The following is a 19,135-nucleotide window of genomic DNA, read 5'->3' on the forward strand; positions in this document are numbered from 1 at the left end:
AAGGCACGTTTAATCACGCCATCCAAGGTTAATAGTAATCATTATCATTTTAAAGGCTCGTCAATAATAAAGTGCTGGCGTCCCGGTATGGAACGATCGTGCAACTAAATAATGTGACATTCAAGATTGCTGGCTTTTTGATATTGTCTTCTGAGGTCGTCGTATAAGTTACAACTAAGTTATCCTGCGGCAAAGTGACATTATCGGTTTTGAAAGCGTTGACGCGCTATCATGTGGCCACATCCTGTGCAGCCACACCCCGTTCAATGGAGCCCCTCGTCTCATGCCCACCATCATGTTGCTACAAACCCCGCCACCGGAGTTCATCCGTAGCCAGATCCAGCAGATGGTCGTGGACTACGTGACCGACATCAGCATGGTAGCCATTGCGCCGAGCAATCCGCTGTACAACTTGTATCAGTATGGCGTGGGGTATGAGGTGCATCTCTACCTGAACGCCATGGACGGCTCGCAAAACCTGGCGGTCGAACTGATCGTCGCGCTGGACGATGAGGACCCGGAAACCGTATTGGGGTTTTTACTGTACCTGCCTGTGCAGGATGATCCACAGGCTTGTGCCGTGGCCTATATGGCGGTGCGCGAAAGCCATCGTCGCCAGGGCATTGCACGCTCGATGCTGAATAAGATGGTCGGCCGCTACCCGCACGCAGAACTGTATTGCGTGGTGGGCAAAGTGGCGTATTTCGAAGCGCTGGGCTTCCAGGTCCTGGGCGCACGCGGCCCGCAGGTCATCATGAACACCCTGGATCATGGAACGGATGGCCTGCTTGCGGTCATGGACATCGCTCCGATCTACAGCTCGGTGGAAGTGCGTCAGATTCATGCGTACCTGCTCAAACAGCACGGCAAGAGAGCGATGGTCGATGCAGAGAAGCAGCGTGACCGTCATCTCGACCGTATGACCCGGGATGCCAGGGCGTTCGCCGAGCAGCGTCTTGAAAACCCTGGCGTGCCGGAAGGTGTTGCGCAAGCGTCAAGGCTGCACTGACAGCCAGCGTGTCGCGCGGGCAGACCTGTATTGATAGACGGAAGTAGTTGCACAAGCGCTATCTATCAAAAAGTGGGGAGTGCGTTGGAACGATCCAAATGGAGTGAAGTCATTATGACATCACGACTATTTGGTCACTCTCAGGCACGGATGTCGCCCCTCATTCAGCAACAGGTAAGCCCCATGAATTTCCTGCGTCAGTCCAAGTTTTCGACCAAGCTTCTTTCGGCATTCATTGTTTGTGCACTGATCACACTGGCCGTTGGCGGCCTGGGCATGGTCGGGGTTACCCGCTTGGGCAACGCGCTTGAGCTTACCTTTTCCAACAACCTTGTTTCTGTCAGCAACACTAATGAAACGCTGACCAGCCTCACCGCTCACAACCGTGGACTGTACCGTTTGCTGGATGCGCAGGATGGCGGCGTTCCTGAAGCCGACAAGGAACGTGTTCGACAGGCGTTGAGCGAAGATCTGGCTCGCGCACAGAGGGTATTCGCGATTTACCGTGCCACGCCGCTGGAAGATGACGAGCGTGCCGCCGGTGACCAGTTTGAGCTGATGATGCCCGGCTACGTTGCCGGAGCCCAGCAGGTTGTCGATCTGATCAAGGCCGGTGATTACGACGCTGCCCGCACCCGACTGAACACACTGTCTTCGGAAGGCTTTACCAAGGTGCGCAGCTATTTGCGCATTATGATTGATTCCAACAACCGTCAGATCAAAGAGGGTGCTGCGGCTGCCGCCGATCTACGGAATTCTTCGGTGATGATGCTTGAAATCGGCGTAGTCATCGCCTTTCTGGTGGCAATCATGTTGGGGCTGTTGATCACCCGCATGATTACCCGGCCGTTGGCGGTCGCGGTAGCAAGTGCTCAGCGCATTGCCGGTGGCGACCTGACCCAACCGATTGTTTCTGATCGTGGCGATGAGGCCGGACAACTGCTGGACGCACTGTCCGACATGCAGACCGGTCTGAAAAATACCATTCAACAAATTGCCAGTGCTTCAGACCAGTTAGCCTCTGCTGCCGAAGAATTGAGCGCCGTTACCGATGAAAGCACCCGCGGACTGACTCGCCAGAACGACGAAATCCAGCAGGCTGCGACTGCCGTGAATCAGATGACTGCTGCTGTGGAAGAAGTGGCGCGTAATGCGGTGTCGACCTCCGAGGCGTCGAAGGCTGCAACCGATGATGCAGTCGATGGACGTGGTCAGGTGGATCATACGGTCAAGGGCATCACCACCATGGTGCACGAGATCACCGAGTCCACTGGCGCTGTGTCAGAACTGGCCGGGCATGTGCGGGAGATCAGCAAGGTGCTGGACGTGATTCGCAGCATCGCCGAACAGACCAACCTGCTGGCGTTGAATGCCGCCATCGAAGCCGCGCGTGCCGGCGAACAGGGTCGTGGTTTTGCGGTGGTGGCTGATGAGGTTCGTGCCCTGGCACACCGTACTCAGGCCTCGACAGTGGAAATCGAAGGCATGATCAGCACCGTGCAGTCCGGGGCCGATGGCGCTGTTGCTGCGATGGGCAAGAGCCTGTCTCTGGCCACCAATACTCAGGAGCTGGCGCTGCGTGCCGGTGCCGCGCTGGAAAAAATCACCCTGGGTGTGGCGACCATCAACGAGCGCAACCTGGTCATTGCTTCGGCTTCCGAAGAGCAGGCCCAGGTCGCCCGCGAGGTGGACCGCAACCTGATCAACATTCAGGACCTTTCGACCCAGAGCGCCGCAGGTGCCAATCAGACCAGCGCTTCGAGCCAGGAACTGTCGCGACTGGCCACCTCGTTCAATTCGCTGGTCGCCAACTTCAAGCTTTGAGTCGTTTCAACACGGTACTGTCTGGCGCACGTCTTTGCCTTTTCGGTGGCTAATTTCCGCACTGACATGAAAAAGGCGTTGCGCCCGACCGGGTCATTTCGCGCATCATAGGCGGACTCAGCCCGAGAGAGACTTTTCATGCCTGTCATTTTCAACACCCTGCGCCTGTCGCTCCCGAGAGTATCGTTATCATTTGTGGCCGTGCTGTGCTGTGGAATCTTTGCCAGTGCTGCGTTGGCCAGCGACGATACGCAACTGATCGAATCCATCAACGCCTATCGTGGTCAGGCACAGCGCTGTGGCGAGCAGGTATCCATGGAGCTGCCGCCACTGAACAGTGATGCACGTCTGGTGCTGCCCGCCAGTGGCAATCTGGACCTGCAACAGGCGCTGACGCGTGCCTCCTATCCAATGGTCACTGTGCAGGCGATCAGTCTGTCCGGCCCCAATGACGCTGACTCGGCACTTAAAGCGGTGCTGGAGAGTTTTTGCCGAGTAGTGCTGGACCCGCAATTTGTCGACATCGGGGTTAGCCGGCAGGGGCGAGACTGGCGCATTGTCCTGGCACGCTCGCTGGTGGCTTCGCGTCTTGGCGATTGGCAGGTAGAAGGGCAAAAAATTCTGGAAATGGTCAATAACGCCCGTACCCAGGCGCGTCAGTGCGGAACGCAATCCTTCGCTGCTACCACGCCACTGGTCTGGAACGCTGTTCTGGGCACTGCCGCACAACGTCATTCGCAGGCAATGGCCAATCAGAACTTTTTTGACCACAAGGATCGCGACGGCCGTACGCCTGGCGATCGGGCCGAACTTGCTGGCTATATAGGCCAGCAGGTCGGTGAGAACATCGCTGCAGGCCAGGACAGCGCGCGCAAGGTGGTGGATGGCTGGCTGCTGAGCCCCGGCCACTGCGCCAACCTGATGAGTCCTGATTTCCGCGAGTTGGGAGCAGCTTACGCGATGGACCCGAAAAGTGACGCAGGAATTTACTGGACGGCGATGTTCGGCACGCAGCAGTAGCGCCTGCTGCTGCCTTGAACCGGTGGGTTTAGAAGCGGAATGCCTGACGGCCGATGAGCAGCCATTGGCCATTCTGCTTCTGCCAGATCTGGAAGTTCTCGATTTCGGTCGGCACAACCTTGCCGCTGTTCACTGCCTGTGCCGAGAAATGATTGCGCACCAGGGCGGTGTCGCCGGAAAGAATGATTTTCTGATTGAGCATCTTCAGTTCGTTAAAGGCGCTCTTGCCGGTCTCGATGTCTGCGATGAACGCTTTCTTGTCCTGAATGGTGCCGCTGGAGTGTCCGTATGTGAGGTTGTCGGCGGTCAGCGCATTGAGTTGCTTTATGTCCTTGTGCCACATGGCTTGCGTGAGCTTGTCTACCGCCTCGGCAACATCAGTCTCGTCAGAAGTTGCCGCAGCGGCGTAGCCGGTAAACAGGCACAGAAACGCCATTAGCAGTGTCAGCTTTTTCATGTTCATCCCTTTTTCTTGTCGTTATTGAATGTGAGCGAAGCCCGCGCAGATGAGCAATTCATCTGTCGTCGTACAACTTAGATCAGGGCAGGCCATTCGACAAGGGGAGATGCCGGGAAGCGCGCTTCCCGGCGATAGAGCTTAAACGCGGAACTGCTTGGTAAGACGGTTCAGGCCTGACGCCAGCGTCGACAACTCGGCAGTGGCGATGGCGGTCTGATTGGAGCCCTCGGACGTCTGACTGGACAGGTCACGAATGCTGACCAGGCTCCTGTCGACCTCACGAGCAACCTGGGCCTGTTCTTCGGCAGCGGTAGCGATCATCAGATTGCGTTCGTTGATCTGGCTGATGGAGTCGGTAATTTCGAGTAGCGCCTTGCCGGCGCCATTGGCCATCTCCAGGGTCTTGTGTGCCTGAACGCTGGTCTGCTCCATGGCAGTGACAGCGTTGCCGGTGCCGGTCTGAATAGAGCCGACCATCTGTTCGATTTCGCGGGTCGATTGCTGGGTGCGGTGTGCCAATGCGCGTACTTCGTCCGCGACCACGGCAAAACCTCGCCCTGCTTCGCCTGCACGGGCCGCCTCGATCGCAGCGTTGAGTGCCAGCAGGTTGGTTTGTTCGGCGATGGCGCGGATCACATCCAGCACCTTGCTGATGTCCGTTGCCATGACCGCCAGGCCCTGCACCTCGGTTGAGGTGATCTGCACTTTGGAGACCATCAGGTTGATCGCCGTGACAGTCTCATCGACCTGCGCACGTCCGGCCATGGCTGCGGTGCTCGATTGAGACGTCACTTCCGATGCCGATGCGGCGTTGCTGGCCACTTCCTCTACCGCCGCGCTCATCTGGTTGACGGCCGTAGCTGCCATTTCGATCTCATTGCTCTGACGCTGAATGGTGCGCGATGCATCTTCGGTGACTGCGTGCATCTCTTCGGAAGTAGCGGCCAGTTGGGTGGACGAGTCGCCGATGAGAGTCAGGGCACTGCGCAGGTTGGCTTGCATCAACGCCAGTGCGGCGATCAGTCTGGCCGCTTCATCACTGCCGTCTTGTGGAATATCTTTGCTCAGGTCATTGGCCGCAATGCGTTGCGCAATGTTCAGCGACTCACCGATCGGCTGAGTCAGGCTGCGGGTGTACATCCAGGCCAGCAGCAGGGTAGTAATCACGCCGACCGCGATAAAAATACTCACCATCAACAAGGTTTGCTGATAAGCAGATTCGGCTTGATCACCCGCTTTTTCCGCTTTGCTGTCGTTGATGCCGATGAGTTTTTTCAGTGTGTTTTCGACCTGATCCGCCGCAACTTTCATGTCGCCATTGGAAATGGCAACTGCCCCTTCCAGATTGCCCGCTGCAACAGAGGCCAGGTAGCGATCCTGGGCTGTTTGATAGTCGGCGTTGGCTTTGCGGAGCTCGTCGAATGCCTGACGCCCTTGAGGGGTAACGATCAGTTTGCTGAGAGAGTCCGAAAGACCGGCAATCAGCGAGCGGGCCTGCTGAATGTCGCTAAGTGCCTTGGTCCTGCGATCCTGCGGCTCAAGGGGGTTACGAAGTCGGGCGTTATTGCCCCTGATACCGATAAACTCCCTGTCCAGAGAGCCGAGCAGTTTTACGCTGGGTAGCACGTTGGTTTCGATGAATTTTTCTGCTGTGTTGAGAAGTGCTGCCTGACGCAAAGCCAGTAGGCCCAGTGCAACGATCATCAGGCAAAAAATACCGAAGCATAAAGCCGAACGCGGTGCAAGATTGAGTTTTCGCAGGATCATTATTATTTCTCCGAAGTGGGCAATAGGCTATCGCCTGCCTTCGGGTTTTCTTGACGAGCTATACGGGCCCGGAATCGAGGTTTGAATCAGGTTGTCCGAATAAATGGTAAGCAAATATGTCACGGCCTGGCAGCTTTACATTTTAACCAGCATTTAAAGAGGGCTACCTGTCGCAGCCCGGTGAATCAGCGCTTTTCCATGCCCAGCATAAAAGTATCAATTGCTCGTTTGACCATGCTTTGAATCTGCTCGACGCTCAAGCGTGCGGGTGTTTGTTGATAGAGGCGAATGTCGGTTTCCGCGGTCAGCAGCGAGGTGAGTTGCAGCGCTGCGATATGCGGATCAGTGGTACGTAGCTGGCCACGTTGCATGGCCGCATTCATCAGCGTCGTCACCGTTTGCAGGAATTCCCTGGGGCCTGAGTCATAGAACATTGTGCCGATGTCGGAGTGCCCGGATTCGGCCACTACCATGCGGTACACCGCCAACGCGCTGTCATCATTGATGAGTACCATCAACATTCGCTCCCCGAAGCGCGTGAACAGCGTTCGCAGGTCTAATTCTGCATCTGTGTCCTTGTCGACAGAGATCGCCAGTTCCGAAACGGCCTCGGCAAGATGAGCGGTTGCAACCCTGTTGACCACGGCGATGAACAGCTCCTCCTTGGAGGGGAAGTAGCTGTAGATCGTTGCTTTGGAGCCGCCCATCCGTTTGGTGACTTCATTCATCGACGCACGTTCGTAGCCCATTTCAAGGAAGACACTTGCTGCGGCATCGATGATGGCTTCGCGGCGTGCTTCAGTACGCACCTTCATTTATATCCTCAATCCCTTAGTGAACCGGGTAGTACAGTAAATGCAAAATTCTCTAGACTGGAACTGAACCGTTCGGTACGATTTCAGCCGGTTTCAAGGAGCTTACTGGAAAAGACAGCGCAGATAAATGCCGACGGATCGAGGCGCTCTATATTTTGCAAATCCGATGGCTGGGCCCAGCCATCCATTGCCCGAATTCATTCAACGATGGAGTGAACAGGTCCATGAACATCATCGATTTCAAGAAACCCGTCAAACGCTCTTTTCGTGGTAATACGGCAGTGGTGCCTCAGCTTGAGAAAGTGCTCACCGTCATTCTGAAGACCGACGTTCCTGTGCTTATGGGCATATGCAGCGATGGACTGCGTAGCAGCAGCAGGATTCTGGGCGGAGAGTTCCATTCCGAATATTTCAGCGGCTCGGTGCAGGCTGGCGGCAGCAGCATGCAGGTTGAATTGTCATCCGAGCTTGCCTTTCTGGACACTCGTTTCACTCTGGTCACGCAATTGGGTGAATTGATCAGCGTTGAAAGCCAGGGTGTCCTGCTCATGGACGAAGTGGGTCAGCAGGAATTGCAGAACGGGGTCTGGCCGATCAGTGACGGCCATTACCAATGCACATGCACGCCGCGCTTCAAGGTTTCCCTTGGGCCTAATGAATGGCTGGAAAAGAGCGCCTTCATTGGCAAGACCGAATACATTCAAGACAATGAAACGCTGATCAGTTTTTACCGGATGAAGTCCTGATTCGTCCCTTTGGTTGGGCGTGGGGCAGGCTTTTGCAAGCCTGCTCCGTTGTAACTGGTTAAAAAGTGACACTTGCGCTCAGGCGCGCGGTGCGCGGCTCGCCAACGTTGACCTGCAACTGGCTGCCTGTACTGGACGGGTAGTACTGCTTGTCGAACAGGTTATCGACGTTCAGTTGCAGGCGCGTCTTGTAACCGGCCATCGGCACATCCCAGCGTAGAAATGCATCGGCTACGGTGTAGCTGCTCATATAGAAGGTATTGGCATCATCACCAGCGCGCTCGCCCACATAGCGTGCGCCGCCACCTGCATGCCAGTCGCCCAGACCGGACGGGACTTGCAGATGGTGGGTGAGGTACAGGCTGGCCGTATGCTTGGGTGCCTGGCTAAGACGATTGCCCTTGTTGCTTGGATCATCCAGCACTTCGGTGTGGGTGTAAGCGTAAGTGCCGATCATGTCCCAGCGCTCGGCTATGCGCCCGGTCACGTCCAGCTCCACACCTTGTGAGCCGACCTTGCCAGCTGCTTCGCTGACGCCGGTCACGCCAGTGGGGGTGACGACGTTTTTCTTCTCGATGTCGAACACCGCGAGGTTGAGGTTAAGCGCCGGTGCCAGTGCATATTTGGCACCGACTTCGTAACTGCGGCCTTCTTCCGGGTCGAAGGTCGTGCCGTCATCGTTCACATCGTCGTTGGGCACGAACGAACGGCTGTAGTTACCGTACAGCGAGAGGTCTTCATTGACCTTGAATACCAGACCGGCCATTGGCAGAAATACATCGTCATTCTTGTCCAGATTGGTGACTCGGCTAGCACCAAGGCCTTGTTTGATGTACTGGTCATAATGCTGATAGCGACCACCCAGGACCAGAATCCAGCGGTCATTCAGGTGCCAGTTATCCTTGAGGTACAGGGAAGATGAGGTCAGTTGATTGCTCAGGTTGCTGTTCGCCGCGCTGACCACACTGGGCTCGGCCAGGCTGCCATACACCGGTGAGAAGATATTGAAGCCGTTTTGAGCCGTGTTGCGGTAGGTCTTGCCACGATACTTGTCGGAGTCTTCCTGCTCGGCACCGATCAACAGATCATGTTGCTGGCCAAGAATCTCTTGCTTGCCGATGAAGTCCCAACTGGCATAACGCGTTTCATAATCATAGTGGCCGCCATTGGCCTGACGACGCAGCACACCACTGCTGGACAATGTGCTTGGCTGGGCAATCGAGAGGCTGTAGCGGTCGTTGTTCCAGCCGTAGGTCAGACGGGTTTTCCAGTCATCGCTGAGCTGATACTCGAAGCGCGCGGTTGCGGTTTCGCTGATGCCCACGGTATTGGCCCACTTTTCGTCGAGCCGCTTGTCATAGCTGATATCGGCCGGATGACCACCTGTGAACACCGTGCCGCGGTCGAACGGGCTGATGTAGTCGTTGTATTCGTAGGCGAGCGTCAGGCTGGCGCGTTCTCCGGTCCAGGACAACGAGGGCGCGATCAGGGTGTGCTGATCGACGCCATAGTTACGCCAATAGTCCTCGCTCTGACGCTCTGCCACCAGTCGGTAGGCCAGCCCGGAATCGCCCAGCGGTCCGGTGGTGTCGATGCCGAAACTGCCACCGCCTTCGCTGTAGGCCGAGCCACTGAGCGTGGTGCTTTGCACATATTGCGGTTGTTTGCTGATCACGTTGATCACGCCACCCGGCTCCATCGCGCCGTACAGCAGCGATGCCGGACCTTTGAGTACTTCAACGCGCTCGGTGGTGGCACCGAAGTTTTTCGATACCACCGAGCGTACGCCATCGCGCAGGATCGAGCCGTCGTCGTTGGTACCGAAGCCACGCTTGATCACCGAGTCCTTGGTGTTGCCCAGTGTGTTGCCCTGGCTGACGCCGCTGACAAACTTCATGGCATCGTCCAGCGAGCGCACGTTGTAGTCGGCGATGGTCTGCGGCGTTACCACATTGACCGACTGTGCCTCCTCCTTGATCGGTACATCACTTTTGCTCGCGGTACTGGTGCTTTCGGCGCTGTAGCCTTCCCGGCCTTCGGTAGCGGCGGCGGATACCTGGGTGGCAGGCAAGGTTGCGGTTTCAGCAGCATGCACTGCGCCGCTGGCGCACATCGCCAATGAAAGTGCGGACAGCAAAAAAGGGCCGGGACGGCGAGGGCATTGGGAGGAGGTGCTCAAGGGAAATGCTCAGCAAGGACGTTAATAGCAATAATTGTAATTTGATACTGATTCTCATGTAAATAAATGATTGAGCCCGGTGCTCTGCAAACAGGGGCCTTTTCAGGTTATCAATGACTATCGACGTTGGCGTCAATCCGCTTGCCCATGCTGATGATGGGCTCGGGCGTGTACCCCAATGTTTGATAAAAAGCCTGCACACTTTCGTTGAACGTATGAATCTGCAGATTGATCTTGACGCAGCCAAGGTCCGTAAGAGCCTGTTCTGCGTGCCTGACCAGTGCTGTTCCCAGTGCTTTGCCACGCTGGTGCGGGGCAACTGCAACCGAATACAGCCAGCCGCGATGGCCGTCGTAACCGGCAAGAATGGTCCCGGTCACGCGGCCGTCCATGACGGCGACGAAAAACAGCCGGTCCCCGACAGCCAGTTTCTTGTCGATCGACAACTCCGGACGGTTATGCGGCATGGGGTCATTGAAGACGGTCTTCCACAGCTCGATGACGGCAAGGCGGTGATGCGGGTCTGAATACTCGACAATGCAGTTCATTGCGCGGTCTCTGAGTGATGAGCCCAGAGACTACTGCGTCGTGTCCGGCCATGTCTAACCGGCGTTCTTTGACGGCTGGTCCTGTGTTGTGACCCTGGGCAGTGATGCCGGTGTATCAAGCAACGTACGGATGGCCCGACTATAAGCGGGCTGTCCGATCTGCATGCTGTTGTTGTGTGTACCGCCAGGCACCAGTATCAGCTTCTTGGGTTCCTGCGCTGCTTCGAACAGCTGCTCGCTGAAGCGTGCCGGTACGTAGCGATCCTCGGTGCCGTGCACGATCAGCACTGGCATGTGGATGTCTGCAATCTTGTCCAGAGAGTCGAACTTCTGCGACAGCAACCAGCGCACAGGCAGCGAGGTATTGGCCAGCGCAGTGGCCACATCGGCCAGGTTGGTGAAGGTGGATTCTATTATCAGCCCGCGGGCCTGAATCGGCGCGTTGTCCTTTTCTGCGTCATTGCCCAGTTCGGCTGCCAGATCCACCGCAACTGCACCGCCCAGCGAGTGCCCATATATAAGTCTGCGTTGCGGATCGGGCTGCAGTTGTTTCAGGCGTGCCCAGGCGATGCGTGCATCTTCGTACACCGACTTCTCGGATGGCAGCTGGCCCATGCTCTGACCGAAACCCCGATAATCGATTGCCAGTATCGAGTAGCCCTGCGCCTTGAGTTGCTGGATACGGAACAACTGGCCGGTGAGGTTCCATCTTGAGCCATGCAGGTACAGCACGGCCGGGGCGTTCTTGTCCGATGCGGGCCACCACCAGGCGTGGATATTCTGCGATGGTCCAAATGACGGTGTGCTGAGTTCGATCTCCTGCACATCGGCGGGCAGGCCGCTGTACCAGCTTGCGGTGCCGGGCTCGATGCGAAACACCAGCTCGCGTTCCTTGTGCTCAAGCACTGCACAGCCGACCGGGAGGCCAATAATGATGGCTAACATGCAGACCCATTTGATCGGACGAGCCTTGAAGCGAGCAAGGGGCGAAATCGGCATAAGACGCATGATCCAGTCAACAAAGTGAAATAAATGCCGGTTCTGCGTCAGGGTTGCAAGATGAACCACCAAACATGGGTTACAGAATATTGCACAGCGGGGTTCCGGGTATGTTTTCAAGCTGAGCAATCATGATGTACACGCAAACCCCTACGCTTCAATACGTTGCGCCAAGAGGTCCGAATGCAGCGTCAACAAAGGCGCTCAATAGCACAATTCGTTATTGAGGTGCCCTTTTCGATAGCCGGGGATTATGCTGTGAAGGGACAGGCGCTGTATTTTTGTCACCAGCTGTTGCCCAAATCGCCGATCTGCTTAACGTTTACTCGCGCTTTCTTCAATTTCTTCAAGAGGTTACCGCTCATGTTCCATCACCGCCCCCTGGAAGAAAAAGACATCCCCACAATTTGCGAACTGCCGCAGAATGCCGACGAACTGTTCTACATGTTCCCCAGAGCGACTTACCCGCTGACTGCCTCGCAACTCAGCGAAGCACTGGAGACCCGACACGACTCGACCGTCATCGAGATGGATGGCGAAGTTGTCGGTTTTGCCAATTTCTCTCAATGCAAATTTCGCGGCCGTTGCTCGCTGGGTAATGTGATCATCGCTCCGAAGGCCCGCTCCAAAGGGGTAGGGCGTTACATGATTACCAGTATGATGGGGATCGCATTTGACAAGCACGAAGCGACTGAGCTGATTGCATCCTGCTACAACCATAACGTCCCCGGGTTGCTGTTTTACCCGCGGATGGGCTTTCGCCCTTATGCCATCGAAGAGAAACGCGATAAACAAGGTGCCCGGGTGGCGCTGATCCATCTGCGTCTGTCTGGCTCGGAACAGTAAGTTTTTCATGCGGGGGCACGCACGGCCATTATTGCATCGGCCCGGGCGTGCCTTTTATCTTCAACCCGTTTTTTAAGCGACTCGATAACAGTGTCTGGTTATTTTTTCAGATAACGCCGTCCCGGCAGTCGACCGTTCGTCAGTATTTATGCTGCTTTCTAGTGTGACTTCTGTACGCCGTGATTCACGTCAGGCCGTAGTACGCTGGAAATCATTACGGTGAATCGTTTTTTCTGTTGATTCTTCAATAAGGGACAGCATTAAAAGGAGCAAGGATATTCGGTTGTGGAAGTTGCTAGAGGGGCTGCGAGAGGTGTATAACTCGTTTAAGCATAACGCGAGTGACGACAGATAATTGGCGGGCTGGTCTGGGCCGTTTTTTAAAAGAGTCATCAACAATAAAAATTGTCAAAATTTGTCATGGTCGGGACATGCTTACACCCATAAGGAGATAAAGAGATGATTACGAGTGGACTGTCTGAGTTAGAACTCAGGAGTATCGTTGAACGTGCATTCCTGCCGTTGCGTTGCACCTGCACCATTGCCAACGATCAGATGACGGTGCAAATAAGCGATCCGGTGTCCGGGCGTACCCATCGTCAGACGAGCCTCCCGCTCAGCCGTATCAAGACTGTCCGGGATATCTCTGCACTGGTAGCCGGGTTGCGTGAAGAGTCGGCAAAAGCCAAGGCGTCACAAGCGCATTACAGCGCTGCCTGATACTGCTTCATCCCTCTGATGCCCAGGCATCACGCAGCAGGGCCTCGATCAGTGTTGATCGGGGCCTTGTCGTTTGTGCGGTTGCCGGTTCTACTTTTTCGGGCAAAACTCGCTGCCCGGTCGCACGTCAATTTAACAGCGTCGGAGTCATGCTGTTTCGGAGATGGGCGATAAAAAAATAATAGAAATTCATGAAACTTTTTAACCGTCTTGAACCATGCGCACGTCAAGGTTTTAAAAAGGTACAAGCGCCGTGAAATCATCAGGTTATAGCGCGCTATTGAACGGGTTGCTCAACGCCCTGCCTATTTGACACTTTTGCGTTTCTTTGCAACTATTTGATTGCCTCCTGAATGCGTAACGCATTGTCACGCTTTTCCACTTGATAAAAACGCCGCCTTAAAAAACGGGCGGTAGCATTGAGCGGTTTTTACTGCCCACTCCGTTACTTCAAGGTCCCGCCTGTTTTACGTGTTGTAACTTTCTGTAAAAAAACACTGTTTCATGACGACTCATCACTTCGGTGAATGAGCCTTTGTCGGTGTTCGGTTGTATGTGTTTCGCCTCGAATCGTGCAGGGACGCTGGTTCGCCTGATCAGCCAGGCACTCGATCATCCAGAACTTCTGTGCTGCACCAACGTATGAAATGACGATGGAGCATCATCATGTTTGATAACGGTATGGAAACAACCTGCGGCTGCGTCGTCGGAGGGGCCGGGCTCGCCGGCATGGGTTTTTTGTTCAATGCCCTGAAGACCGGCGCAATGCCAAGAATTGCCGCGAAAGGATTGGTCGTCATTGATGCAAGCGACCGGCCCGGAGCAGGCGTGCTGGGGGAGTATCGGATTACCGCCAATTCTGTGGGCGATGTATTCATCGATTGCCTGCGCGATCCGGCATTACGTGAGGTATTCGAGCCGTTGGAAAACTCGGCAGCGTATTGGCGTATCAAAGCGCAGGCGCAAAGCGCGCCGCAGCTGTCTGATGCAGGTCTGCTCATGGCCGAGGCCGCCAGGCTGGTACTGGACCACATCGTGCAACGCTACGGAGTAAAAGTCTGGTCCGGTACGACCATTAATGAAGTGGTCAGTGACGGCAACACATTTTGCCTGCACGTTGACGGTCCGCACGGCAAAAGACGTGTGCGCTGCCGGGCGCTGGTACTCAATCTGGGTGGGCGTCAGGATCCACAGCACCTGATTGATGCTCTTGCCGGGCAGGGGCTGGCGCTGCCAGGCAATGTGAGTATTCAGAGCGCGGACAGGTTGCTGCGTATGAATGCGGTGCAATTACGCGAAGTGTTCGGTCCCGCGCTGGCCGGTAAAGGGCGAATCACGATTGTGGGTGGCTCACACAGTGCCTTTTCAATGCTGGAAAATCTGGCAGATGCACTGGAGTTCGCGGGCTTGCAGGAACTGACGCTTATTCATCGAAGCCGCATCAGGCTGTTTTACGAAAGTGTCGAACAAGCACAGGCAGCTGGTTACCTTTTCGACGCCCAACACGATGTGTGTCCGGTATCAGGCCGAGTCAACCGCTCCGGCGGCTTGCGTTATAGAGCGCTGGACATTGGGCGCGAGGCGCTGTGTAGCGGCCGTGTCGGCAAGACGGGCGTGCGGGTGCAGATGTTTCAAACGCTGGGCGGGCGACCTGATGACCACGAGCCGGCCCGACTCGCGCTTGCCGACTCGGCGGTGATCGTGCAGTGCTCTGGCTATCAACCTGTGCTGCCGACGCTAAAAGATGCCGAAGGCAACTTCATCAGCCTGCGCGAGACAAAGGGCGGTCTTGAGTCCGACGCTTGCGGCTGTCCGTTGGACCAGCAGGGTCGTCGAATGAAGGGCCTGTATCTTTTTGGTCTGGGGGCCGGGCTTGGCGTCGATCCGCATCTGGGCAGTGAACCCGCCTTCGATGGACGTATCTACGGCGTCTGGCAGTTTCACCATGATGCAAGCCGAGCAGTGGTTGAGGCCGTCACCAGCAGGCTGTCCTGTCCAGCTGCTGTTCCCGAGATGATCGGTATGGACTTATTCATGCAGGCAGCGCTTCACATTCAGGCGGGTTAGGCAGCAATTACAGGTAAACAGCACCATAAAAAACGGCGCCCCAGGGACGCCGTACGGCTGTCTGCCAGTAAATGGCAAATCAACATTGAATAAGGGGTACTGCAGGAATTATTGTGGGTCCTGGTTCGGAGCCAGTTCTGCCTGGATACGTTTGTAGATTTCTTCACGATGCACTGAAACATTTTTTGGTGCATTGATGCCCAGGCGGACCTGAAGCCCTTGAACGCCAAGAATCGTGACAGTGATCTCGTCACCGATGTTTATGCTTTCGCCTACTTTGCGAGTGAGTATCAACATAATCTTTTCCTTGATGGCCTCTTGAAAACGCCTCTCTCAAGAGGCTGGCGTTTGCCTTTGCGTGGTGATTGTTGCCGAGTGCATCCAAATGCATCCGTCTTATGACGTCACATGGGTGAATTAAATTCCCTCGGTTCATTTTCTTGTCATCGAGATTTGCATCTGCGATACGACGAGCGCGCCAATTCTGCCCGTTTCGACGTGAAAATGCCCGTATTTACTGGCGTCATGTAAAAAGTATCGTGAACCGCTGCACGCTGTGAGGTCGTCATCGTCTCACTCGACGAGGCGGGATAAGCCCATCTCGGCATGAGTGTAAGCGTAGGCATGACTTTGCGAGATTGCTCGGACTTTCTGAAAATTCAGTTGAAAGTGTCGAACGAGGATGTAGGAAAGGGCTGCCGGGTCGCCATCGCTACTACGCTCAGGCGTGTTGACGCTATCAGGGACACTGGGTGGCCGATCCGGAGTGCGCGCTGTGGCGCAGAGATGCGATGTACAGCAAGGCGTTGGCCTTCGCGGGTTTCATTGCCCGCAAAGGCCCTGCCGGAATGGGCTTAAAGCGCCATCGACAGCAACATGATGAAGATCAGGCCGACCACCGACAGGATGGTTTCCATCACCGTCCAGGTCTTGAAGGTTTCGGCAACCGTCATGTTGAAGTACTGCTTCACCAGCCAGAAACCGGCATCGTTGACGTGCGAGAGGATCAACGAGCCGGCACCGGTTGCCAGCACCAGCAGCTCGCGGTTGACGCCAGGAATCAGGCCGACCACGGGTGCCACGATCCCTGCGCCGGTGATGGTTGCCACGGTAGCCGAACCGGTTGCAATACGGATGACGGCAGCCACCAGCCAGGCCAGCATGATCGGGTTGATCTGAGCCTGCACAGCCATGTGTCCGATGACGTCACCCACGCCGCTGGCGACCAGCATTTGCTTGAAGCCACCGCCTGCACCCACGATCAGAACAATTGCGGCAACCGGTGCCAGGCTCTGGTCCAGTAGTTTCATGATTTTTGTACGGTCAAAGCCACGCGCCGCACCAAAGGTGTAGAACGCCAGCAAAAGCGCTGCGAGGAGGGCGCTGATCGGGTGACCGATCAGGTCCATCCAGATGCGGAACATGTTGTTTTCCGGCAACACCACGTCGGCAAAGGTCTTGAGCAGCATCAGGAAGACCGGCAGCAGAATGGTCACCAGCGTGATACCGAAGCCTGGCAGGTTCTCAGTGCTCGACTCTTTGGCAATCTGGTCCATCAGTTCCTTTGAAGGAGTGCCAGGGATGCTTTTTGAAATCCAGCTACCGAAGATCGGGCCAGCGATGATGGCCGTCGGCAGTGCAACGATCAGTCCGTAGAAAATGGTCTTGCCAATGTCGGCACCGAAAATGCCGATGGCCAGCAACGGACCCGGATGTGGCGGAACCAGGCCGTGCACGGCTGACAGGCCTGCCAGCAATGGAATGCCGATCTTGACGATGGATACGCCGGTACGACGGGCAACAATGAACACCAACGGGATCAGCAACACAAAGCCGATCTCGAAGAACAGCGGGATGCCCACCAGAAAGGCCGAGAACATCATTGCCCAGTGCACTTTCTGCTTGCCGAAGGTGCGTATCAACGTTTGCGCAATCTGGTCCGCGCCGCCCGAGTCCGCCATCAGCTTGCCGAGCATGGTGCCCAGGCCGAGGATGATACCGACAAACCCCAGTACGCCGCCGAAGCCGTCCTGAAACGATTTCATGACTTTTTCAACCGGCATTCCCGAGGTCAGGCCAAGAAAGCCTGCCGCCAGGGTCAGCGCGACGAAAGGGTGTACCTTGAAGGTGGTGATCAACAATACAAGGCCGACGATGGTCACCAGCGCATCGACGAGCAGGAACGTCTCATGGGTCATACCGAACATGGGTGTTTCTCCGGTTTATTGTTTTAAGGAGCTGTTAACAGCGCCGACGTTAATATCGTGTGTACGCAAGACAGCGCTGTCTTCTGCGCTCACGCCTTTATCAGGCGTGGGAGTCTTTCCACCATGCTGCGGCTTGTTCACCGATGACATCGATAGGCTGCGATGCGTCGACGATCAACGTCAGCGGCTCGCCGTAAGGCGGCTCGAGGGTTGCGAACTGGCTGTCCACCAGACTGGCGGGCATGAAATGCCCCGGCCGGTGCGAGCAACGTTCGGCGGCAAGTTCCTTGGTAAGTTCCAGGAAAACAAAACCCAGGCCGGGTACGGCATCGCGCAGACGCTGGCGATAGATAAGCTTGAGTGAGGAGCAGGTCAGCACAGGGTGCTCACCGTTTGCCAGGGCAGCAGCCATCTCTTCGCCCAGGCGGGTCAGCCAGCCGGCCCGGTCGTCATCATTGAGAGGGGTTCCTGCGCTCATTTTTTCGATATTGGCGGGAGGGTGGAACGCATCGCCTTCGATCAGGCGACCGCCGCTGTTGCGGGCGATCTCGGCACCGACGGCGCTTTTGCCGCAGCCAGAGACACCCATTACCACAAGGGCGGAAATAGCAGTATTCGCAGTTGTCACAGTAGGCACCTCATCTGGAGACAGCGCTGTCTTTGTCCGGTGGACATCAGGCTCAGCCCGGGCTGTTCCAGTTTTTGTCGTTGTTTTGGGCTCGTCAATAAGCATTGGAGGCTGTTCTCCGCGGCGACCCTGACCGGGCTACCCATGTGAAACCAGCGATAAAGCATTGTCACCTTCCATGAGACAGCGCTACCTTATGGGGCATTCGACACATTTGGCAACCCCTATGTTAGTTGGCAACGCATGATCCGCATTGGTTCCCGCTCTACTGGTCGCCCTACGCTCAATGAGGTGGCGAGGCTTGCTGCCGTGTCGCCGATCACGGCCTCCCGGGCGCTGCGCGGCGTTACCACCGTTGCGCCGGAGCTGGCGGAAAAGGTCCGCGCTGCGGCACAGACCCTGGGCTATGTCGCAAATTCTGCAGCCAGGGCGCTGGCCTCTTCCTGCAGCCAGACCGTCGTTGTGCTGGTGCCTTCACTTTCCAACCAGTTGTTTATCGAGACGCTGGAGGCCATTCAGGACGTGTTGCGCATCCGTGGTCTGGACGTGGTGATCGGCAACTATCACTACTCGCCCGATGAGGAAGAGAAACTGCTGCGCAACCATCTGGTCAATCGTCCGCGCGGTATTCTGCTGACCGGTTTCGATCACACCGCAGCGTCGCACCAGATGCTTGAAACCAGCGGCGTGCCTTGCGTGCACATGATGGAGCTCGATACGCGACTGGGTACCTATTGCGTCGGCTTCTCGCAACAACAGGCAGGAGCCGAAGCCGCACGCCATCTGTTGGGCCGTGGTCGTCGCCGACTGGCTTACATGGCCGCTCAGCTCGACCCTCGCGTATTGCAGCGCGGGGCCGGGTTTCGCCAAGTGCTGGAGAACGCCGGGCTGTTCGACCCCGAGCTGCAGGTCTCGACGCCTCAGTCGTCCTCGATTGGCCTGGGTGGTGAGTTGTTTGCCCGCCTGCTGGAGCAACATCCGGATGTCGACGGAGTTTTCTTCTGCAATGACGACCTGGCACAGGGTGCCGCTCTTGAGGCTTTGCGTCTGGGCGTCGCCATTCCCGAACGCGTATCGCTGGTGGGCTTCAACGACCTGCCCGGTTCTGCCCACATGGTGCCGCGCCTGACCTCGATACGTACGCCCAGGGAGGAAGTCGGGCAGCGCGCGGCACAGGTGCTGCTGGGCTTGCTCGACGGGGTCACGCAGCATTCGCAGGTGGATCTGGGGTTTGAGCTGGTGGTACGGGAAAGCTCCTGAGTATTGATTAAGGCCATCCCTGCATGCTTCCCCCCTGGCC

16 protein-coding genes and 2 pseudogenes are annotated in these 19,135 nt (G+C 56.3%); 9 read left to right on the forward strand and 9 right to left on the reverse strand.

The features are described 5' to 3' along the window. The first annotated feature begins 283 nt into the window (after nucleotides 1-283). The 4 genes and pseudogenes from RYB66_RS18950 (at nucleotide 284) to RYB66_RS18960 (ending at nucleotide 3,853) form a co-directional block, all read left to right on the forward strand. A complete protein-coding gene (locus RYB66_RS18950; RefSeq protein ID WP_054996453.1) occupies nucleotides 284-1,009 on the forward strand; it encodes a GNAT family N-acetyltransferase in 726 nt (241 codons plus the stop codon). A 183-nt stretch (nucleotides 1,010-1,192) separates the two neighbouring features. Continuing rightward, a pseudogene (locus RYB66_RS26695) lies at nucleotides 1,193-1,975 on the forward strand (MCP four helix bundle domain-containing protein); the annotation flags it as partial. 261 nt (nucleotides 1,976-2,236) lie between these two features. Then, a pseudogene (locus RYB66_RS26700) lies at nucleotides 2,237-2,833 on the forward strand (methyl-accepting chemotaxis protein); the annotation flags it as partial. Nucleotides 2,834-2,971: 138 nt separating this feature from the next. After that, entirely contained in the window at nucleotides 2,972-3,853 is an 882-nt protein-coding gene (locus RYB66_RS18960; protein ID WP_057405083.1) for a CAP domain-containing protein, read from the forward strand. Nucleotides 3,854-3,881: 28 nt separating this feature from the next. Here RYB66_RS18960 and RYB66_RS18965 read toward each other — a convergent pair whose 3' ends face one another. The 3 genes from RYB66_RS18965 to RYB66_RS18975 all read right to left on the reverse strand — a co-directional run bounded on the left by RYB66_RS18965 (nucleotide 3,882) and on the right by RYB66_RS18975 (nucleotide 6,895). Then, nucleotides 3,882-4,310 carry a nuclear transport factor 2 family protein gene (locus RYB66_RS18965; protein WP_032701925.1) on the reverse strand — a complete coding sequence of 143 codons (429 nt, stop codon included), beginning with the start codon at nucleotides 4,308-4,310 and terminating at the stop codon, nucleotides 3,882-3,884. Between the two features lie 141 nt (nucleotides 4,311-4,451). Then, nucleotides 4,452-6,080, reverse strand: coding sequence for a methyl-accepting chemotaxis protein (locus RYB66_RS18970; RefSeq protein ID WP_005780572.1), 1,629 nt, complete (start codon nucleotides 6,078-6,080; stop codon nucleotides 4,452-4,454). Nucleotides 6,081-6,265: 185 nt separating this feature from the next. Continuing rightward, nucleotides 6,266-6,895, reverse strand: coding sequence for a TetR/AcrR family transcriptional regulator (locus RYB66_RS18975; protein WP_005780575.1), 630 nt, complete (start codon nucleotides 6,893-6,895; stop codon nucleotides 6,266-6,268). Nucleotides 6,896-7,119: 224 nt separating this feature from the next. Between RYB66_RS18975 and RYB66_RS18980 the strand changes: the two genes are divergently transcribed. Further along, on the forward strand, nucleotides 7,120-7,641 hold the full coding sequence (locus RYB66_RS18980) for a DUF3237 domain-containing protein (protein ID WP_005780577.1): 522 nt from the start codon (nucleotides 7,120-7,122) through the stop codon (nucleotides 7,639-7,641). Nucleotides 7,642-7,699: 58 nt separating this feature from the next. Here the strand turns inward: RYB66_RS18980 and RYB66_RS18985 are convergent, their stop codons facing one another. From RYB66_RS18985 to RYB66_RS18995, 3 genes are all read right to left on the reverse strand, one after another. Then, nucleotides 7,700-9,820: a TonB-dependent siderophore receptor gene (locus RYB66_RS18985; protein WP_039847427.1), complete on the reverse strand. Its 2,121-nt coding sequence runs from the start codon at nucleotides 9,818-9,820 to the stop codon at nucleotides 7,700-7,702. 110 nt (nucleotides 9,821-9,930) lie between these two features. Beyond that, nucleotides 9,931-10,368: a GNAT family acetyltransferase gene (locus RYB66_RS18990; RefSeq protein WP_117139568.1), complete on the reverse strand. Its 438-nt coding sequence runs from the start codon at nucleotides 10,366-10,368 to the stop codon at nucleotides 9,931-9,933. A gap of 54 nt (nucleotides 10,369-10,422) precedes the next feature. Next, nucleotides 10,423-11,367 carry an alpha/beta hydrolase gene (locus RYB66_RS18995; RefSeq protein WP_004665782.1) on the reverse strand — a complete coding sequence of 315 codons (945 nt, stop codon included), beginning with the start codon at nucleotides 11,365-11,367 and terminating at the stop codon, nucleotides 10,423-10,425. Between the two features lie 363 nt (nucleotides 11,368-11,730). On the opposite strand from RYB66_RS18995, the gene RYB66_RS19000 reads away from it, so the two are divergent. From RYB66_RS19000 to RYB66_RS19010, 3 genes are all read left to right on the forward strand, one after another. Further along, complete coding sequence (locus RYB66_RS19000; protein ID WP_002554160.1) at nucleotides 11,731-12,213, forward strand: GNAT family N-acetyltransferase; 483 nt, start codon at nucleotides 11,731-11,733, stop codon at nucleotides 12,211-12,213. Between the two features lie 459 nt (nucleotides 12,214-12,672). Next, on the forward strand, nucleotides 12,673-12,933 hold the full coding sequence (locus RYB66_RS19005) for a DUF1652 domain-containing protein (RefSeq protein ID WP_117139569.1): 261 nt from the start codon (nucleotides 12,673-12,675) through the stop codon (nucleotides 12,931-12,933). A 666-nt stretch (nucleotides 12,934-13,599) separates the two neighbouring features. Further along, nucleotides 13,600-15,000: a pyridine nucleotide-disulfide oxidoreductase gene (locus RYB66_RS19010; RefSeq protein ID WP_117139570.1), complete on the forward strand. Its 1,401-nt coding sequence runs from the start codon at nucleotides 13,600-13,602 to the stop codon at nucleotides 14,998-15,000. A 108-nt stretch (nucleotides 15,001-15,108) separates the two neighbouring features. Here the strand turns inward: RYB66_RS19010 and csrA are convergent, their stop codons facing one another. The 3 genes from csrA to RYB66_RS19025 form a co-directional block, all read right to left on the reverse strand. Continuing rightward, nucleotides 15,109-15,297 (reverse strand): carbon storage regulator CsrA, encoded by a 189-nt coding sequence (gene csrA, locus RYB66_RS19015; RefSeq protein WP_002554157.1) that lies wholly within the window; start codon nucleotides 15,295-15,297, stop codon nucleotides 15,109-15,111. A gap of 557 nt (nucleotides 15,298-15,854) precedes the next feature. Beyond that, entirely contained in the window at nucleotides 15,855-17,207 is a 1,353-nt protein-coding gene (locus RYB66_RS19020; RefSeq protein WP_004667761.1) for a GntP family permease, read from the reverse strand. Nucleotides 17,208-17,307: 100 nt separating this feature from the next. After that, on the reverse strand, nucleotides 17,308-17,796 hold the full coding sequence (locus RYB66_RS19025) for a gluconokinase (protein ID WP_005732609.1): 489 nt from the start codon (nucleotides 17,794-17,796) through the stop codon (nucleotides 17,308-17,310). 282 nt (nucleotides 17,797-18,078) lie between these two features. On the opposite strand from RYB66_RS19025, the gene RYB66_RS19030 reads away from it, so the two are divergent. Beyond that, nucleotides 18,079-19,095, forward strand: coding sequence for a LacI family DNA-binding transcriptional regulator (locus RYB66_RS19030; RefSeq protein WP_117139571.1), 1,017 nt, complete (start codon nucleotides 18,079-18,081; stop codon nucleotides 19,093-19,095). Nucleotides 19,096-19,135 lie beyond the last annotated feature (40 nt).

It is taken from the genome of Pseudomonas syringae group sp. 243L2, from assembly GCF_032587875.1.
Lineage (GTDB): Bacteria > Pseudomonadota > Gammaproteobacteria > Pseudomonadales > Pseudomonadaceae > Aquipseudomonas > Aquipseudomonas amygdali.

What these genes read in the sequence shown, in the direction of transcription:
- RYB66_RS18950 (WP_054996453.1), top strand. Translation starts at nt 284, where the DNA reads ATGCCCACCATCATGTTGCTACAAACCCCGCCACCGGAGTTCATCCGT.
- RYB66_RS18960 (WP_057405083.1), top strand. Translation starts at nt 2,972, where the DNA reads ATGCCTGTCATTTTCAACACCCTGCGCCTGTCGCTCCCGAGAGTATCG.
- RYB66_RS18965 (WP_032701925.1), bottom strand. Translation starts at nt 4,310, where the DNA reads ATGAAAAAGCTGACACTGCTAATGGCGTTTCTGTGCCTGTTTACCGGC.
- RYB66_RS18970 (WP_005780572.1), bottom strand. Translation starts at nt 6,080, where the DNA reads ATGATCCTGCGAAAACTCAATCTTGCACCGCGTTCGGCTTTATGCTTC.
- RYB66_RS18975 (WP_005780575.1), bottom strand. Translation starts at nt 6,895, where the DNA reads ATGAAGGTGCGTACTGAAGCACGCCGCGAAGCCATCATCGATGCCGCA.
- RYB66_RS18980 (WP_005780577.1), top strand. Translation starts at nt 7,120, where the DNA reads ATGAACATCATCGATTTCAAGAAACCCGTCAAACGCTCTTTTCGTGGT.
- RYB66_RS18990 (WP_117139568.1), bottom strand. Translation starts at nt 10,368, where the DNA reads ATGAACTGCATTGTCGAGTATTCAGACCCGCATCACCGCCTTGCCGTC.
- RYB66_RS18995 (WP_004665782.1), bottom strand. Translation starts at nt 11,367, where the DNA reads ATGCCGATTTCGCCCCTTGCTCGCTTCAAGGCTCGTCCGATCAAATGG.
- RYB66_RS19000 (WP_002554160.1), top strand. Translation starts at nt 11,731, where the DNA reads ATGTTCCATCACCGCCCCCTGGAAGAAAAAGACATCCCCACAATTTGC.
- RYB66_RS19005 (WP_117139569.1), top strand. Translation starts at nt 12,673, where the DNA reads ATGATTACGAGTGGACTGTCTGAGTTAGAACTCAGGAGTATCGTTGAA.
- RYB66_RS19010 (WP_117139570.1), top strand. Translation starts at nt 13,600, where the DNA reads ATGTTTGATAACGGTATGGAAACAACCTGCGGCTGCGTCGTCGGAGGG.
- csrA (WP_002554157.1), bottom strand. Translation starts at nt 15,297, where the DNA reads ATGTTGATACTCACTCGCAAAGTAGGCGAAAGCATAAACATCGGTGAC.
- RYB66_RS19020 (WP_004667761.1), bottom strand. Translation starts at nt 17,207, where the DNA reads ATGTTCGGTATGACCCATGAGACGTTCCTGCTCGTCGATGCGCTGGTG.
- RYB66_RS19025 (WP_005732609.1), bottom strand. Translation starts at nt 17,796, where the DNA reads ATGGGTGTCTCTGGCTGCGGCAAAAGCGCCGTCGGTGCCGAGATCGCC.
- RYB66_RS19030 (WP_117139571.1), top strand. Translation starts at nt 18,079, where the DNA reads ATGATCCGCATTGGTTCCCGCTCTACTGGTCGCCCTACGCTCAATGAG.